Consider the following 20,041-nt stretch of genomic DNA (forward strand, 5'->3'; position numbering starts at 1 on the left):
TTCTAAACGAACCCGCAAAATAATCTTGTGAAATATAGGGTTATGGCTAGTGATGTAAAGAAACGCAAAAAGCCGCGAGGATCGCTCCCCGCGGCAGTGTTTTACGCAATTAACAGCTGATGATTAGCCAGCAGCGTTGCCAGATCCGTCTGCACGCCGTTCAGCGTCAGCAGCGGGGTTGAGGAGAACTGACCGCCCGCCCCGTCCAGGTCAACATGGATCTCAGTATTGCTGCCGTTCTGCACCACGCGGACGTAGTCGGTGATGTTGCCCGCGCCGCTGTCCAGCGTGGCCACGCCGTCCACGTAGCTCGCCGAGCCCGTGCCGGTATAGCCGCTGCCGGAAAGCAGATCGCGCAGGTCAATACGATCCGTGTCCGCCGTCCCTTCCCAGGTGCCGACCGTAAAGCCGTTCACCTCGTCGTGACCGTTGCCACCCGTGGCATCCGAGGCGTTGATCAGCTTGTAGAGCAGCGTATCGTGACCGCCGCTGCCGATGTGGAAGGTGTCGTTTCCGCCGCGGCCTTCGAACTGGTTATCACCGCTGTTGCCGGTAATGACGTCGTCGAAGTCCGAGCCGTTAATGCCTTCAATGTTGAGCAGTCGTGACGTACCGAACCCGGTGTCCTGCGCGGTTGAGAGACGCAAATCGACGGTCACGCCGGACGTCGCATTGCGGTAATCCACCACGTCCATCCCACCCGTGTTGCTCCAGGTATCGTAGTCGGAATGGGTATTCCAGCCGCCGGAACCGTTGTAGGTATAAGTGCCATCCTCTGCGATAAAGGTATCGTTATACCCGGTGCCAGTAATCGTCCCGCTATGGCCGCCGGTGGCCGCTTCGGCGGTGAGAACATAGCCCTCTTTGCCGTTGCCCGCCTCCAGACCGCTCCAGGTGACGTTATCTGAGACGCCGTTGGTGATCTTCACAATTTCTGCCGAGTAGGTTTCATTCGGATCCAGACCGTAGAAACTCACCAGCGCAGAAGTATCGTTCGAACCAATACCGGACTGGGCGTTGATAATTTGCGAGGCCACCAGTACGCCGGAAGCGTTATACAAATTGACCGTATTGCCGTAATAGGCATTGATGCCTTCGCTGTCGACAATGTGTAGATGCATCGCCGTACCGTCAGCAATGGTCTTGCTGTTTTGTACCAGCACCACTTTGCCGTTTTGCTGCGAAACCAGCAGATCCTTCGCGCCGTCCCAGTTGTAGTCCACTGCGGCCACGCCGGTAACGTTCGCAAGCCCTGACGCCAGCTGGCTTGAGGTCCAGGTCGAACCATAGCCATTGTTGGTGAACAAGGTTGCCGTCTGCGAGCCGCCGTAGGTGCTGAGCTTGATGATGTCCATCTGCCCGTCGCCGTTCCAGTCCACCGCCACTGACAGGTAGCCCGCCGTGGCGTTAGAGGCCTCAACCGCGCTCTTGGTGGTGGATAGTTGCCCGGTACCGTCGTTGTAGTAGATCACCCCGCCGGTGTTGTTGTAGCTGCTGCCCAGATACAGATCCATGTAGCCATCACCGTTGAAGTCCGCCCACGTCATGGATGCCGCCGTAGTAGTGTTCGCCGCGTTAACCACAAACACGTTGGTCATGTTCTGGCCGATAGAGAGCGTACCGTTACCGTTGTTGTTAATCACAGTAAGCGAGTACGCACCGCTGCGGTTGGTGTGCTGCACAATATCAACGGTGCCGTCATTGTTCAGGTCGACGCCGGAGATTTCACGCATGGTGGTGAATTGTCCCCAGAAGCCTGCCCCGCCGTTGGTACCATCCGGCGAAAGTACGCCGTTGTTGTTGATTAGGTAAGTGATGGAGTCTGCACCCGCATCGCCATACGCGAGATCAAGATAGCCATCGCCCGTTTTGTCGTATGCAACGACGCCACCGAACCAGATGGTAGTCCCCATCGCCAGCTGGCTGGCGTTATAGGTACTGCCATCGTAGGTCCACATAACCTGCGTCGCACCCGAGTAAGTATTCTCGGTCGCGAAGATATCCTGCGTACCGTTACGATCGAAGTCGGCCGCCGTCTGGCTAACCACGTAAGTCCCACGGGTGTTAGTCAGCGCGTTAGCTGCATAAGAGGAGCTATCACTGCTGGAGTAAGACTGAGTGTTCGCAATGATATTCCACAGGCCGCTGCTGTTCGTGCCGACCGTCATGGTCGAGTTGTTCAAGTTACCCGCCGTGGTCGCCCAGTCGGTGTTCACCGAAGTGGTATCAATCACCAGGCTGCCCATCGCCGTACCAGTGGTATTGCCATTACCCGCGCTGCTCTTCACCTGCGCCGTTACGTCGTAGTTCGCCACGCTCAGGGCATCGCTGTCCGGGATCTGGATATACCAGGTATTGTGATCCGGGTCGACTACCACCGCACCGCCCGTCTGGGAGGTGTAGGTTTTACCGTTCACCGTGACCACCAGATACTCGCCATTCACCAGATCGGCGGACACGGTCCCGCTGACAATTGGGGTGGTGTCCGACGTGGTCTGGGCGGTAATCGACGCCGTGGTGGTCGGTATGCTGGTATCGACGTTCAGTACAAACCCGTCCGATTCCGTGTAGTTACCGGCTTTGTCGGTCACGCGCACGATGTACGTGTGGTTGCCATCACTCAGACCGTTGTCCTGGAACGACCAGCTTGCGCTGCCGTTCATGGTCACCTGACCGAGTAGAAGGCCGTCGCGATAGAGCTGCACAATTTCACCGTCGTCCGGCGCACGGTTAAGCGTCCCGTTGATGAGCGGCGAGTTATCGTCCGTTGCCACCGCGCTGCCAAAGGTGCCCTGACGCTCGCCTTCCCCATCGGTATAGCTGACCACCGTACCCACCGTCGCCGGCGGCGTGGTATCGACGGTCACCACCTGCGATGAGGTAGAGCCGACGTTACCGGCCTGGTCGATGATCCGCACCTGGTAGGTGTAATCCCCGTCAGGCAGATCGCGGGTATCAGTGTAGGTCCAGCGCTGATTAGTCACCGTGGCGTCAACCCAGGTGTTTCCGCCGTCGAGGCTGATCTGCACCCGCTCGTCGCTCGCCAGCGCGCTGCCCAGCGAGCCGTTGAGGGTCAGGGTAGTATCCATGGTGATGAAATCACTCCCGGACTGCCCGGTATCATCGCTGATGCTGTCGATGGTGATGCCGTACTGCGGCGCCTGGGTATCCACCGTCACGGTCTGCGTAGTGGTGGCACCGATGTTGCCCGCCTGATCGACTACCCGCACCTGATAGCTGTAATCGCCGTCGGTCAGGGTACGCGTGTCGTTATAGCGCCACTGGGTACCGCTTACCGTGGCGTAAACCCAGGTGCTGCCGCCGTCCATGCTTACCTGCACATATTCGCCCGCGCCGAGCTCGGCGCCGAGCGTCCCGTTGAGCGTGTACGAGGTCGAACTGGTCAGGAAATCGTTGCTATCAAAACCGGTATCGACAGTGATGTTATCCACGGTCACCGTAATCGCGGCATCCGGTGCAACCGTGTCGACGGTCACCTGCTGATGCGCGCTGGCACCGACGTTGCCCGCCGCGTCCACTACGCGAACGTAATAGTCATAGGTCTGGTTACCCAGCGTACGTCCGTCCACGTAATACCAGCTGCTGCCGGTGACAATCACGTTCTGCCAGGTGACCCCGCCGTCGATACTGATCTGGACATATTCACCGTCGGCCAGCGTCGCGCCGAGCGAGCCGTGCAGCGTCAGGGACGTATCGTTAGTGATAAAGTCGCTGCTGCTCAGGCCGGTATCGTCGCTGATGCTGTCGATAGCGATCGTTTTGCTGGCGTCCGGCGCGATGGTATCAATGGTCACCACCTGGCTGGCGGTGGCGCTGATATTCCCCGCGTCGTCAATTACCCGCAGCTGGTAGTTGTAGTCGCCGTCAACCAGCGTACGTCCATCGATATAGGTCCAGGTCAGGCCGCTGACGCTCACGTCGGTCCAGGTCGCGCCGCCGTCAAGGCTGATCTGCGCATGGTCGCCGCTGCCGAGCGCCGCGCCGAGCGTGCCCTTCAGGCTGATCTGCGTGTCGCTGGTGATGAAGTCGCTGTCGGACAGGCCGGTATCCTGCGTGACGGAATCCACGGTAATGGTCGTCGCCGCTGGCTTCGTCAGATCGATCGCCACGTTCTGGCTGTCCGTTGCCCCCACGTTGCCCGCGTTATCAATCACGCGGACCTGGTACAGATACGTACCGTCGGTCAAAGTGCGGCCATCGGCGTAGCGCCACGTGGTGCCGGTCACCGTCAGGTCAATCCAGGTGGTGCCGCCGTCGAGGCTGATCTGCGCCTTCTCGTTGTTGCCGAGCTGCGCGGTCAGGGAGCCGTTGATCACGATATTGCTGTCGTTGGTGATGAAATCACTCGCGCTCAGGCCGGTATCGTTTTGCAGCGAGTCAATGCTGATCCCCATCGATGGCGCGGTCAGATCGACGGTGACGGTGTGATTGTCGCTGGCGCTGTTGCCGATGGCGTTGCTGACCTGCGCGTTAATCACGTACGAACCGCCGTCTGCCAGCGCGGTAACGTCTGCGCTGCCCACCGTGTAGCTCCAGGTGCCGTCATTCTGCACGGTCGCCGCATAGGTTTTACCGTTCAGCGTAATGGTCACCGTCTGGCCCGCAGGCGCGTCGGTGGTGCCGCTGACGACCAGCGGCGTGCCATGCTCGGCAGCGTTAACAATGTCATCCTGCGCAAAGGTGTTAATGGCGATCGTCGGGACATCACCGTTCAGCGTCACGTCGTGCTTGGCGCTGCCCGGGTTGCCCGCCTTATCGCTCACCGTGGCGGTGAGGGTGTACTGCCCGTCGCTCAGGCCGAGGAAATCACGCCCTGGCACGAAGACCGACCACGAACCGTCCGCCGCCACGGTCGCCTGATAGCTGTGACCGTTGAAGGTCACGGTTACCGTCTGACCCTGCTCCGCCGTGGTAGTGCCGCGGATGGTCTGGCCCGCCAGCTGCTCGGCGTTGTTGACGATATCGTCATCCGCCACGACGCTGATGGTCACGGTCGGCGCGACGGTATCCACCGTTAAGGTATGCGTCGTCTGACCGCCGTTACCGGCTTTGTCGGTAACGGAAGCGGTGACCGTCAGCGCGCCCTGGCTCAGTGCGGCCAGGTCTGTCGCCGGAACGTCCAGCGTCCAGGTCCCGTCGTTTGCCACGGTTGTGGTGTAGGTTTTGCCGCCCAGCGTGACGGTCACGGTCTGACCCGCCTCAGCGCTGGAGGAGCCGTGTACGGTCAGCGGCTGCTGAGCTTCCGCCGCGTTCAGAACGTCGTCGCCTGACAGCGCGTTCACGCTAATCACCGGCGCGGTGGTGTCCACGCTGAGGGTGTGCGTCGCCGAGGCGCTGTTGCCCGCGCTGTCATGCGCTGACACGGAAACCTGATAGCTCGCGCCATCCGCCAGCGCGCCCACGTCGGCGGCCGGAACGGTGGCCTGCCATGAGCCGTCGCTCTGAATGGTGGCCGTGTAGCTTTTACCGTTCAGGGTTACGGTGACCTGCGTGCCGCTGGCGAACTGCGCGCTGGAGCCGTTGATGACCAGCGAAGCGCCCGCTTCTGCCGCATTGATCACGTCATCACCGCTGATAGTGTTGACGGTCAGCGCCACGGAGGCCGTGTATACCACCACGTCGTGAGTCTGGGTGCTGCTGTTACCCGCGCTGTCGGTGATGGTCGCGCTGAGGGTGACGGTGCCGTCAGCGAGCGCAGAAATGTCGCTGGCAGGCACGCCCACGCTCCATTTGCCGCTGGCGTCCACGGTGGTGGTGTACTGGTTCGAGCCGATGGTGATGACCAGCTTATCGCCAACGCTGGCGCCGGTTGCGGTGCCGCTGACGATCTGCGCCTGACCATGCTCCACGCTGTTGATAACGTTATCGTTCGCCACGACGTTAAAGCTGACGGTCGGCGGTGTGGTATCGAGCGTAATCGCTTTCGCCGCGCTGCCCGGATTACCCGCGGCGTCGCTCACGCTGACCTGCACGGTGTAACCGTTGTCCGCCAGTGCGGACAGATCGGACGCCGGTACGTTAACGCTCCATACGCCGCCCTGCTGAACCTGTGCGGTGTAGCTGTTCCCGCCGAGAGATACGGTCACCGTCTGACCGGCTTCTGCCGTCGTAGTGCCGGAAACGGTCACGCCCGCAGCCGCTTCGCTGCCGTTGATCACGTTGTCATCGGCTACCGTATCAATCGTCACGGTTGGTGCCGTCGTGTCCACGCTGTACTCGCGGCCCGCAGACGCGCTGTTACCGTGTACGTTGCTTACGCTCACCTGCACGCTGGCGTCGCCGTCCTTCAGGCCCGCAAGATCCGAGGAAGGCACGGTCGCCGTCCAGTTGCCGTTGGCATCGACTTTCGCGGTGTAAGACTTGCCGCCAAAGGTGATGGTCACGGTCTGGTTTTCTTCCACGTTGGAGGTGCTGCCGGACAGCACCAGATCCGCCCCTTTCTCCGCCGCGTTAATCACGTCGTCGGTGGCGATAGCATCGATGCTGATAGCCACGGCCGCCAGATCGACATTGACGTCGTGACTGATGGAGACCGGGTTACCTGCGCTGCTCTGACCGGCTACGGTGATTGTCACCGTACCTGCGGCCAGAGCGCCCACGTCCGCCGCCGGGATCGCCGCGCTCCATGAGCCGTCTGCCAGTACCGACGCGGCATAGGTCTTGCCGTTTACGGTCACGGTGAGCGTCGTGCCCGCCTCCAGCCCGTCGCTGGTGCCGGTGACGATCAGATTTTGACCATGCTCAATGCTGTTGATCACGTCGTCGCCCGCCACGATATTCACGCGCAGGCCCGGCAGGCTGGCGTCGATAGTGATATCGCGCTCCCCGGTGCCGGTGTTGCCGTGGCCGTTGGTGACAGTTGCTGACACGGTCAAATCGCCGTTGCCCAGCGCCGTCAGGACGGACTCCGGCACGCTGACGGACCAGGTGAGGTCGCTCTGCACCGTCGCGGTGTAGCTGTTGCCGCCGATGTTCACTGTCACCGTGTTACCGGCTTCCGCGTTCGCCACCTTACCGGTGATGGTCTGGCCTGCGGCCACTTCTGCCGCGTTGATGACGTTATCGCCCGCCACGGTGCTAATGGTGACGGTCGGCAGCGCGGTGTCGACCAGCAGGTTCGCTGCGCTGCTCACGCTGTTGCCCACGCCGTTGGTCGCGGTCGCGTTAAGGATGTAATTCGCTTCGCCCAGGCCTGCAAGATCAGCAGCCGGAACCGTCAGGCTCCATGTGCCGTCCGCCGCCGTCGTTGCGGTGTAGTTTTTACCGTTCAGGGTCACGGTCACCACGGTGCCTTCCGCCAGGTTGGCGCTGGTGCCGCTCACGCTCAGAGCCTGACCTTTCTCCGCCGCGTTCAGGACGTTGTCACCGCTGATGGCGTTGAAGCTGACCGATGGCAGACCGGTATCGACGGTCACGTTATGGGTGCCGCTGCCGGTGTTGCCCGCCGCGTCGGTAACAGACGCAGTGACGGTCACGGTACCGTCGCTGAGGCCGGAAATCACGCTCGCCGGGACGCCCACGCTCCAGTTGCCCGCCGCGTCCAGCACGGTGGTGTACGTCTGACCGCCGATGGTCACGGTGACCTTATCGCCCGCTGCCGCGCCGGTGGCGGTGCCGCTGATAATCTGCGCCTGACCGTGCTCGGCGACGTTAATCACGTCGTCATCTGCAATAGCGTGGATGGTAACCGCCGGAACGGTGATATCCACCGTCAGGTTGTGGTTTACCGACGCCGGGTTGCCCGCCTTGTCGCTCACGCTCGCGGTTACGGTCACGCTGCCGTCGCTGAGCGCCGCCAGGTCCGCCGCAGGAACGTTCAGCGTCCAGCTGCCGTTGGTACCGACGGTTGTGGTGTAGTCCTTGCCGTTCAGCGACACGGTGACCGTCTGGCCCGCCTCGGCGGTGCTGGTGCCGGAAACTGTCAGGTCAGACTGCGCTTCCGTGGCGTTCAGGATGTCGTCAGTCGCAATCGTGTTGATGGTGACGGACGGCGCGGTGGCATCCACGCTGTACTCGCGGCCAGCCGAAGCGCTGTTGCCGTTGACGTTGGTGACGCTCACCTGCACGCTGGCGGCGCCGTCCTTGAGGCCCGCCAGATCCGCAGCCGGCACGGTATAGGTCCAGTTGCCGTCTGCTTCTACGGTAGTGGTGTAGATTTTACCGTTCAGGCTCAGGGTGACGGTCTGCCCGGCTTCCACGTTGGTGGTCGCGCCGGACAGCACCAGATCCGCCCCTTTCTCCGCCGCGTTGATCACGTCGTCGGTGGCAATGGCGTTGATGCTGATGGCAACAGAGGCCAGATCGACGGTCACGTCGTGGCTGATGGTAATCGGGTTACCCGCCGCGCTGTCGCCGGTAACGCTGATTTTCACGGTGCCTTCCGGCCACGCGCTCACGTCCGCAGACGGAACCGCCGCGCTCCAGGTGCCGTCCGCCAGCACCGTCGCCGCATAGTCTTTGCCGTTCACGGAAACGGTCAGCGCCGTGCCCGGCGCCAGCCCGCCGCTGGAGCCGGAAACGATCAGGTTCTGCGCATGCTCGATGCTGTTAACCACGTCGTCGCCCGCCACGATATTCACGCGCAGGCCCGGCAGGTTAGCGTCGATAGTAATGTCGCGCTCGCCGGTGCCGGTGTTGCCGTGGCCGTTGGTGACGGTCGCCGTCACGCTCAGGCTGCCGTTGCCGAGGGCGGTCAGCACATCAGCAGGTACGTTCACGGACCAGCTCAGATCGTTCTGCACCGTTGCGGTATAGCTGTTGCCGCCAATGGTCACGGTTACGGTGTTGCCCGCTTCAGCATTCGCCACGGTACCGCTCAGGGTCTGGCCTGCCGCCACTTCCGCCGCGTTGATAACGTTATCGCCCGCCACGGTGTTGATGGTGACGGTCGGCAGCGCGGTGTCGACCAGCAGGTTCGCTGCGCTGCTCACGCTGTTGCCCACGCCGTTGGTGGCGGTCGCATTGAGGGTGTAACTGGCCTGACCGAGACCGGCCAGATCCGCAGCCGGAACCGTCAGGCTCCAGGTGCCGTCTGCGGCGGTCGTTGCGGTGTAGTTTTTACCGTTCAGGGTCACGGTCACCACGGTGCCTTCCGCCAGGTTGGCGCTGGTGCCGCTCACGCTCAGATCCTGACCTTTCTCCGCCGCGTTCAGGACGTTGTCACCACTGATGGCGTTGAAACTGACCGATGGCAGACCGGTATCGACGGTCACGTTATGGGTGCCGCTTCCGGTGTTGCCCGCCGCGTCGGTAACAGACGCAGTGACGGTCACGGTGCCGTCGCTGAGGCCGGAAATCACGCTCGCCGGGACGCCCACGCTCCAGTTGCCCGCCGCGTCCAGCACGGTGGTGTACGTCTGGCCGCCGATAGTCACGGTGACCTTATCGCCCGCTGCCGCGCCGGTGGCGGTGCCGCTGATAATCTGCGCCTGACCGTGCTCGGCGACGTTAATCACGTCGTCATCTGCAATAGCGTGGATGGTAACCGCAGGGACGGTCATATCCACCGTCAGGTTATGGTTTACCGACGCCGGGTTGCCCGCCTTATCGCTCACGCTCGCGGATACAGTCACGCTGCCGTCGCTGAGCGCCGCCAGGTCCGCCGCCGGAACGTTCAGCGTCCAGCTGCCGTCCGCGCTGACGGTTGTGGTGTAGTCCTTGCCATTCAGCGACACGGTGACCGTCTGGCCCGCCTCGGCGGTGCTGGTGCCGGAAATCGCCAGTTCAGACTGCGCTTCCGTGGCGTTCAGGATGTCGTCAGTCGCAATTGTGTTGATGGTGACGGACGGCGCGGTGGTATCCACGCTGTACTCGCGGCCAGCCGAAGCGCTGTTGCCGTTGACGTTGGTGACGCTCACCTGCACGCTGGCGTCGCCGTCCTTGAGGCCCGCCAGATCCGCAGCCGGCACCGTGGCGGTCCACTTACCCGCCGCGTCCACCGTGGCGGTGTAGTGCTTGCCGCCAAAGGTGATGGTGACGGTCTGATTTTCCTCCACGTTTGAGGTGGTGCCGGAAAGCACCAGATCCGCGCCCTTCTCAGCCGCGTTAATCACGTCGTCGGTGGCAATGGCGTCGATGCTGATAGCGACGTTCGCCAGATCCACCGTCACATTGTGGCTGATGGAAACCGGATTGCCCGCGCTGCTCTGGCCCTCAACGGTCACGGTGACGGTGCCCGCTGCCAGGGCACTTACGTCCGCAGAAGGGAGAGCCGCGCTCCATGTACCGTCCGCCAGTACCGTCGCGGGATAAGTTTTGCCGTTGACGGTAACGGTCAGCGCCGTGCCTGCGCTCAGGCCATTGCTGGAACCGGTAATAATCAGATTCTGTCCGTGTTCGATGCTGTTGATCACGTCATCGCCGGCCACGATGTCCACGCGCAGGCCCGGCAGGCTGGCGTCGATGGTGATCTCACGCTCGCCGCTGCCGCTGTTGCCCACGCCGTTCGTGACGCTGGCGGTTACAGTCAGATCGCCGTTGCCCAGCGCCGTCAGTGCCGATTCCGGTACAGCGACGGACCAGGTCAGATCGCTCTGCACCGTTGCGGTGTAGCTGTTGCCGCCAATCTTCACGGTCACGGTGTTGCCCGCCTCGGCATTCACCACGGTGCCGCTGATGGTCTGGCCTGCGGCCACTTCTGCCGCGTTGATGACGTCGTCGCCTGCCACGGTGTTGATCGTGACGCCCGGCAGCACGGACTCCACGTTCACGGTGTGCGAGGTGCTGGTGCTGTTGCCAACGCTGTCCGTTGCCGAGGCAGTGACGGTGTAAAGCGCCTCACCCAGTTGACCTACCTCGCTCGCCGGAACGGTCGTGGACCATTGGCCGTTGGCCTCAACCGTGGCGCTGTAGGCTTTGCCGTTGAGCATCACGGTCACCACCGCGCCCGTCGCCAGTCCGGAAGCCGTACCGGTGATGGTCAGATCCTGCGTTTTCTCGCTGCTGTTAATCACATCGTCATCGGAGACGGTGTCGATGGTCAACACTGGCGCGCTCAGGTTGACTTCCACCTCGCGCGTCGCGCTGTTGCTGTTTCCGGCTTTGTCGGTTAGCGCCGCGGTGATAGTGTAATCCCCGGCGGTCAGGGCACCGACGTCCGCCGCAGGCACGCCCACGCTCCAGTTGCCGGAAGCATCCAGCGTCGCCGTGTAATCTTTGTTATTGATGGTAACGGTCACCACGTCGCCCGCCGCCGCGCCGGTCACTGAGCCGGTGACGATCAGAGCCTGCCCGTGCTCGGCGCTGTTGATCACGTCGTCATTGGAAACGGCGTCAATGGTCAGCTGTGGCACGGTGGTATCGACCAGCACGTCGCGACCCGCCGAAGCCGGGTTGCCGGCCTTGTCGGATACCGCTGCCGTGATCGTGTAGTTGCCGTCGTTAATCGCGCCGACATCCGCAGAAGGCACGGTCACGCTCCAGCTGCCGTTTGCCTGCACGGTGGTGGTGTAATCCACGTCGTTCAGCGTCACGGTCACGGTCTGGCCCGCTTCGGCGTTAGAGGTGCCGTTGACGACCAGATCCTGCTGCGCTTCGGCGGCATTGATGATGTTGTTGTCGCTGACGATCTCGATAGATACCGTCGGCGCGGTGGCGTCCACGCCGTACTCGCGTCCCGCCGAGGCGCTGTTGCCGTTCACGTTGGTTACGCTCACCTGCACGCTGGCGTCGCCATCCTTCAGGCCAGCCAGATCCGCCGACGGCACGGTCGCCGTCCAGTTGCCGCTGGCATCCACTTTCGCCGTGTAGGACTTGCCGCCGAACGTGATGTAAACCGTCTGGTTCTCTTCCACGTTGCTGGTGGCACCCGACAGCACCAGATCTGCGCCTTTTTCTGCCGCATTAATCACGTCGTCGGTAGCGATAGCGTCAATGCTGATAGCAACCGTCGCCAGGTCGACCTTCACGTCGTGGCTGATAGAAACCGGGTTGCCCGCAGCGCTCTGGCCTTCAACGGTCACGGTGACGGTGCCTGCGCTCAGCGCACCGACGTCTGCTGCCGGAACGGCGGCCGTCCAGGTACCGTCTGCCAGTACGGTGGCCGCGTAAGTTTTACCGTTAACGGTCACCGTCAATGCTGAACCCGCTGCCAGACCGTCGCTGGAGCCGGTGATAATCAGGTTTTGACCGTGTTCGATGCTGTTGATCACGTTGTCACCCGCCACCTTATCGACCCGCAGGCCAGGCAGGTTGGCATCAATCGTGATGTCGCGCTCGCCGGAGCCGGTATTACCGTGGCCGTTAGTCACGCTGGCGGATACGGTCAGGTCGCCGTTGCCGATGGCGGTTAACACGTCAGACGCGACGTTAACCGACCAGCTAAAATCGTCCTGCACGGTTGTCGTGTAGGTATTGCCACCCACCGAAATTGTGACAGTGTCACCGCTAGCGGCACCGCTCACCTTCCCGCTCAGGGTTTGTCCGGAAGCGACTTCCGCTGCGTTAATCACGTCATCGGTGGCGATTGCGTTGATGGTGATCTGCGGCAGCGCGCTGTCGACCAGCACGCTGTGGCTGGCGTTCGCGCCGTTGCCTGCGCTATCGGTTACGCTTGCCGTGACGGTATAGGTCGCTTCACCCAGCGCAGAGACGTTCGCCGCCGGAACGGTCACGCTCCAGCCGCCGCTGGCGTTGGTGGTCGCGGCGTAGCTGATGCCGTTGAGGTTCACGGTAATCGCTGTGCCTTCCGGCTGGTTGCTGGTTCCGGAAAGCAGCAGATCCTGGCCTTTCTCGGTGGCATTGATGACGTCGTCAACCGCCAGGGTATCAATGGCAATCGTCGGTGCCGTCAGGGAGACGTCAAGATCATGCGTGGCCGTGGTGCTGTTACCCGCCTTATCGGTGAGGGTGGCGGAGATCGTCTGATGCCCGCCCGCCAGCGCGCCCACGTCTGCCGCCGGAACGCCCACGCTCCAGCTTCCGGCACCGTCCAGCATCGCGGTGTAGTCTTTGCCGTTCAGGGTTACGGTAATGACGTCGCCCGCCTGTGCGCCCTTCACCTTGCCGGAAACAATCAGCGCCTGGCCGTGCTCGGCAATATTCACAATGTCGTCGCCCGCGACGAGGTTGAAGCTAATCTGCGGCACGGTGGTATCCACCAGCACGGCAGCATCCGCGCTGGCCGGGTTGCCCGCTTTGTCGTATACGGAAGCCGTGACCGTGGCGTTACCGTCGGTGATGCCCGCCAGATCCGCAGCCGGCACGTCGAGCGTCCAGTTGCCGTCAGCCTGCACCTGCGCGGTGTACTGGTTGTCGTTGAAGGTTACGGTAACCGTCTGGCCTGCTTCGGCAGTGGACGTCCCGCTCAGGGTCAGATCCTGCGCTGCCTCAGCCGCATTCAGCATGTTGTCGCCGCTGATGGTATTGATGGTCACCACTGGCGCGGCGGTGTCGACGCTGAAGGCCTGCGAGGAGGAGGCCACGTTGCCGTTCACGTTGGTCACGCTGACCTGCACGCTGGCATCGCCGTCCTTCAGGCCGTTCAGATCGGCAGCCGGAACGGTGTAGCGCCAGTCGCCGTTGGCATCGACCGTCGTGGTATACGTTTTACCCGCGACGCTGACGGTAACGGTCTGGCCCGCTTCAACGTTTGAGGAAGAGCCGGAAAGCACCAGATCCTGGCCTTTTTCCGCCGCGTTAAGCACGTTGTCGTCCGTCACGCTGTTGATACTAATCGCCACCGGGGCGAGATCGACATCCACAACGGTGCCGATGTTCACCGGGTTGCCGGAGGCATCCTGCGCGCGGGCGCTAATGGTGAGCGAACCGTCCGCCCATTGGGAGACGTCTGCCGCCGGAACCGCTGCCTGCCAGGTACCGTCCGCCAGTACCGAGGCAGAATAATTCTTGCCGTTAATGGTCACGGTTACGGTGCTGCCCGCCGCCAGGTCAGTACTGGTGCCGGAGATAACCAGGTTCTGAGCGTGTTCGATGACGTTAATCACGCCGTCACCGGCGACCATATCAATGCGCAGGCCGGGCAGCTGGGCGTCGATGGTGACGTCCAGAGAAGACGAACCGGTATTGCCGTGCGCGTTGGTGACGCTGGCCGATACGGTCAGATCGCCATTGCCAAGCGCGGTTAACTGGCTCTGGGTTAGCGGCAGGCTCCAGGTGAGATCGTCCTGCACGGTAGCCGTATATGTTTGCCCGCCGAGGATAATCGTGACGGTATCGCCCGATGCCGCGTTAGAGACCTTCCCGGTCAGGGTTTGCCCTGCGGCCACTTCCGCCGCGTTGACGATATTGTCGGTTGCGAAAGTGTTGATAGTGACTACCGGCAGCGAGCTGTCTACCAGCACATCGTGCGAGGTTGAGGCGCTGTTACCCACATTGTCGGTCACGCTCGCCGTCACGGTGTAACTGGCTTCGCCCAGCGCGCTCACCGCAGAGGCGGGCACGGTGACGCTCCAGCCGCCGCTGGCGTTAGTGGTGGCGGTGTAGTTGATACCGTTCAGGTTTACGGTGATGGTGGTCCCTTCCGGCTGATTGCTGGTACCGGAAAGCCGCAGATCTTCGCCCTTCTCTGCCGCATTGATCACGTCATCTACGGCCAGCGTGTTAATACCGATAACAGGCGTCACGGTATTCACCACCACATCCAGAGAATTGCTGCCGGTGTTGCCGGACCGATCGGTCACGGAGACGTTAATGGTCCAGGTACCGTCCGTCAGCCCCTGAACGACGGATGCAGGCAGGCCGAGGCTCCAGTTGCCCGCCGCGTCCACCGCGGTAGTGTAGTCCACGTTATTAATAGTGATGGTGACCAAATCGCCCGCCGCCGCGCCGGTGACGGAGCCGCTCAGGATCTGCGCCTGAGAATGGGCCAGCTGGTTAACGGTGTTGGTGTCGGTGACAAAGTCATTAATGGTCACCTGCGGCACGGTGGCATCCACCAGCCCAACGCGATCCGCGCTGCTGCTGTTACCCGCCACGTCGCTGACGGTGGCCGTAACGGTGATCGGGCCATCGGTTAGCGCGCCAACGTCTGCGGCAGGCACGTTCAGCGTCCAGGTGCCATCAGCCTGTACGGTGGTTTGATAGTTTTTGCCGTTCAGCGTCACGGTGACCGTCTGACCCACTTCAGCGGTGGTACTGCCGCTGAGCACCAAATCCTGCTGCGCTTCTGCCGCATTGATGATGTTGTCGTCGGTCAGGTTATCGAGCGTAATGGCCGGCGGCTGCGTATCGACGGTCACCACGCGTGAGGCGTTCGCGCTGTTGCCGCTGACGTTGGTCACGCTGACGCTCACCTGCGCCCGCCCGTCGATCAGCGTTTCCATGGCGTTCGCCGGGACGGTCAGGCTCCATGATCCGTCCTGCTGCACCTGCGCGGTAAAGGTCCGATCCGCGAAATTCACCACCACGGTCTGGCCCGCCTCTACGCCCTGCGTCTGGCCGGAAAGCGTTAAATCCGCCCCTTTTTCCGCAGCGTTGAGCATATCGTCAGCGGTTACCGTATTGATGGTGACGGCCACGGCGTTCAGATCAAGCTCAATTGGGTGTTCAGCCACAACGGTGTTGCCCCAGGCGTCTTCAGCGCTGACGCTGACGGTCATGCCGCCCGCGGTCCATGCCTTAAGGTCAGACGCGGGCACGCCAATCTGCCAGCTGCCGCTGGCGGTAATCACGGCGGCGTACTCAACATTATTAAGGGTGACGACGATCGGCGTGCCGGCAGCCAGATGGGTGCTGGAGCCGGTCACGGTCAGATCCTGCTGCTGTTCGATGGCGTTGATCACGTCATCGCCAGAGATGATATTGACGCGCAGGCCCGGAAGCCCGGTGTTGATGTTGATATCACGCTCGCCGGTGCCGGTATTGCCGTGCGCATTGGTAACGGAGGCACTGAAGGTTAACCCGCCGTCGCCAAACGCCTGAATGTCTGCGGATGGGATCGTCACGCTCCAGGTCAGATCGCCGCCAACCGTCGCGGTGTAGCTTTTGCCACCCACGCTGATTGCGACGGTATCGCCCGCCGCCGCGCCGGTCACGCGTCCGCTAAGGGTCTGGTCCACCGCCGCTTCGGCGTTATTGACCAGGTTATCCCCCGCAAAGGTGTTAATGATCACCTTCGGCAGCACGGTATCGACCAGCAGATTCGCCTCGGCGGAGCCGCTATTACCCACGCTGTCGGTGCCGCTGACGCTGACGGTGTAAAGGGTATTTGCCAGGCCCAGCACGTCGGAAACCGGCACCTGAACGGACCAGGTGCCGCTCTCAACGGTGGCCTGATAGCTCACGTTATTCAGGGTCACGGTGACGGCGCTGCCGTTCGGCAGATTACTGGTTCCGCTGAGGCTCAGCGGCTGCATAGCCTCCTGCGCATTCAGGACGTTATCCTGGCCGATGGCGTCAATCGTGAATTCTGGCGGGTTGCCGCTGAGCGTAATACCGTGCGTCGCGCTGCCGGTATTGCCCGCCGCATCGGTGACGGAGACAGAAACAGTATGGCTCCCCTCACCCAACGTACCGATAACAGAGGCAGGTACCCCTACGCTCCAGCTGCCGTCCGCCTGGACAACACCGGTAAAGGTCTGGCCGCCGACGGTCACGGTAACGACATCACCCGCTGCCGCGCCTTTCGCATGGCCGGAAACGATCTGCGCCTGCCCCTGCTCGCTGGTGTTCAGGATATCGTCGCCCGCAACGGTATTAATAGTCACAACCGGCGCGGCGGTATCCACGGTGAAATCGGCAGTCGCGGATGAACCGTTTCCGGCTTTGTCGCTGACGTTAACCGTCAGGGTATGCTCGCCATTTGCCAGCGCCTGTACCTCGCTGGCCGGCAGCGTGACGGACCATGAGCCGTCGCTGCCCACCGTCGCGGTATGATTTTTGCCGTTGAGTGTCACGGTGACAATTTGCCCCGCTTCGGCATCCGTTTTACCGGTCAGCGTCAGGGGCTGATTGTGTTCAGCCGCATTGATGACGTTATCCTGCGCGATCGTGTTGACAGTGATCGCTGGCGCAGCGGTATCAACGCCAATGGTCTGGCTGCCGCTCACGGTATTCCCCGCCGCATCCTTACCGCTGACGTTCACCGTCCAGGTGCCATCGCCCAGCGCCTGCGCATCTGCGGCAGGCACCTTCACGCTCCAAGCGCCGTTTGCGCCCACTTCAGCCGTATAGGATTTGCCGTTCAGCGTAACGGTCAGTTCGGTGCCCTGCGCCAGATTTTTGCTGGCACCCGAGAGCGTAAAGCCCGCAGACTGTTCGCTGGCGTTGATCACGTTATCGCCCGCCGTCGTGGCAAGCGTAACGGTGGCATCTGCCGTGGATACGGTAACGGTGATGCTGCCCGCAGAGGTCGTTTTACTGCCGTCGATCTGCACGACAGACCAGGTATGCTCGCCGTCCGCCTGGGTCGGGAGTTTTACGGTCCAGGTGCCGTCTTTCGCGACCATGGTGCTGGCGATGGTGCTGCCGCTACCGTCCTTAATCTGAATGGTCGCGCCCGGCTGCCCGGTACCGCTGAAGGTTGGGGTGTTATCATCCGTGACCTCTTTTGCACTCAGCACACCCTGCTTGTCACCCGCTTTATCCGTCAGCAAAAATGTTGGCGTAGCGCTCTCTACTTCTTTTGTATTATCAATAACTTTTGTTTTGGTTTCGCCGTCACCGCCGTGAGAAAGCAGCGCACCGATGGCCCCGCCCCCTAACGCCGCCCCGGCAATCCAGCCCCACGGCGCATCGCTTAAGATGCCTCCCTGCTCCAGGAAAGGCTCAATGCTGCTGATAGGTGTCGCCTGCGCGGTTAATTCCGTGACGGCAACGCCCGATGCTTCACCGGCATCGGCGAAAGAAATGTGCGTCAGTTCCTGATTATCGTTGAAGACCAGCTCTGAGTGGTTTTGCGTCTCAGGATCTTCCACAAAATAATTATTGCAGCGAATCACGCTGCCATCTTTCATATAAATGAGGAGGTCATTCCCCTGGCGGACATACCGCACCACGTCCTGAGCAGAGCCCTGAATTTCAATTACGCTCGGCGATGAAATAGAGACAGACAGATTTCCTTCACCGGTTAATTTTGTTTTTTCTGCCGTTTTTCGAATGATGACATCAACAACTTTTGCGTTACTCATATTCTTCTCCTTGCAGGTGCGCGTATTCCTGTGGATATGTCCACCAGATGGATGTAGCTATCCCTGGGAAAAATCACCCATTATTGTCTTACTTATTTCGCGCAGAAAGGCGCGCCTTTTTTTAACTCAAATCAGGTAGCTTCGCGGCAGCGTTTTTCTCGATTCCGATAAGCGGCATGAGATTATCCACTGCGGATGCGTAATTAATCGCCGCACTCCAGCCATCGTATTCAGCCATTATTTTTGCTGAGGTAGCAGCCCAGACATCCTGTTCCACGCTGAGCAGATCGTTAATGCTGCGCTTGCTCAGGGTATATTCATTTTTGTAGACGTCGCGGGCGCGCAGCGCATTTTCCAGCTGTCGTTTCCCGGCCTCCATTCGTCCTCGCGCTCCGGTCCAGTCGGCCTGCGCGACGGAGGCTTTTTGCAGGACATCAAAACGGGCCTGATCGACCTGAGTCGATGCCATCGCCCTTGCCCCTTCAGCCTGACGCACGCGCGCCGAGACCGCGCCGCCCTGATAAAGCGGTGCGTCAATATTGAGCTGGATCTGGTCATCCCAGTAGGCGCGATTATCCGACTCATACCGGGTACGGCCCCCTTTCAGGCTCAAGGTCGGCCAGTGCTGAGACTTCGCGGTTTCGACCCCATACTGAGCGGAACGCTCCATGTTCTGTGCGGCCATCACCGCAGGAATCAGTGAATAATCAATACGATTGAGAGAACCCGGTTCCACGGCCAGACTTCCAGGTACCGGTGAATAGCGTTCAGCCTGTATGCCGGTTAATACCGCCAGCCGCGCGCGGGCGCTGTTCAGGGATGCATTGTACTGCTCTACCGTGGCCTGCATACCGGCGATACGGGTACGGGTCTGAAGCTCGTCAGAGGTGGAGCTTACGCCAGCATCGGCGCGGAGTTTTGCCAGTTGCTCAACGTTTTTAAGCGCCTGCACGTTCTCTGTTGCCGCCTGCAACAGATCGCTGTAGCGCTTGACCTCTACATAGCTGAGGGCCGTTTTTTCCGCGACGGCAGACATCGTGCCCATCAGCTGATAGCGATAGCTGTCACGCTGCGCTGAAGACTGGCTGATGCTGTTGTTGGTCTTGCCAAAATCGTACACCAGCTGCGTCAGGCTCAGGCCCCAGGCAGCGGAATTTCGCAACGAGCCGCTCGAATCGGTGGTCTGGCTGTGACCGGTGCTCCCGTTCAGAGCAATTTGTGGCATCCAGGCACTGCGCGCTTCATCTATTTGCGCCTGGCCGATCCCCAGCTGTGCCGCCTGCTGGCTCACCGACGGATCGCGGTCCAGTGCGAAAAGAATACTTTCTTTCATTGTCATTGCCGCAACGGGCGATATTCCCACCGGGCCGTTATTTGCATGCGCCGCAGTCACCACCAGCGAAATGAAGGTCAGTGAAGCAGATAATTTAAGCAACCTGTTATTGCATTTCATCTTCATTATCTCCTCCGACTCCAGGTAATGGCTAAATAATTACCCATGAAGAGGTATAAATATTTTTTCAAATATTCCCCCACTCCTGTTTGATAAATTCAGGTAATAGTTCCCCATACCCATTTCATTTGAGATGAGAGCCGTACTACGTCTATTTTATTTTAAGAATTTACTTAAAAATTAATTGATTTGCAGCATAACAAAATGTGATATGTGCAACCACACCCGCAATGTTAACGTGGTGTTGCAAACAAGAAAAAAGATGGGGTTTCTGGACAAAACGCTATAAGACGCGTTTTAAATGAAACTTATAAAACCCCTGTAATTAAAGGAAAATTCCGAAATGGCCTGATGTACATTTTTGCGTTAATTTCATCTCGAATCAGACACAAAGATTTTCAAAGAAGTGTCAACTTAAGTAATTCGGCGGATAAAATTGAACTATTATGCTATTCACTTGAACCTATATAGATACAAGCAC

The 20,041-nt window shown here is 60.7% G+C and carries 2 protein-coding genes; both read right to left on the reverse strand.

Annotated elements, in window-relative coordinates; genetic code table 11:
• Positions 1-101: 101 nt before the first annotated feature.
• Positions 102-18,107, reverse strand: a complete 18,006-nt coding sequence (locus IM267_RS15420; protein WP_193033759.1) for an Ig-like domain-containing protein — start codon at positions 18,105-18,107, stop codon at positions 102-104.
• A gap of 121 nt (positions 18,108-18,228) precedes the next feature.
• Entirely contained in the window at positions 18,229-19,566 is a 1,338-nt protein-coding gene (locus IM267_RS15425) for a TolC family outer membrane protein (protein WP_193033760.1), read from the reverse strand.
• Positions 19,567-20,041: the final 475 nt, after the last annotated feature.

Source organism: Enterobacter cloacae complex sp. P15RS, from assembly GCF_014895905.1.
In the GTDB taxonomy this organism is placed as follows: Bacteria; Pseudomonadota; Gammaproteobacteria; order Enterobacterales; family Enterobacteriaceae; genus Enterobacter; species Enterobacter quasihormaechei.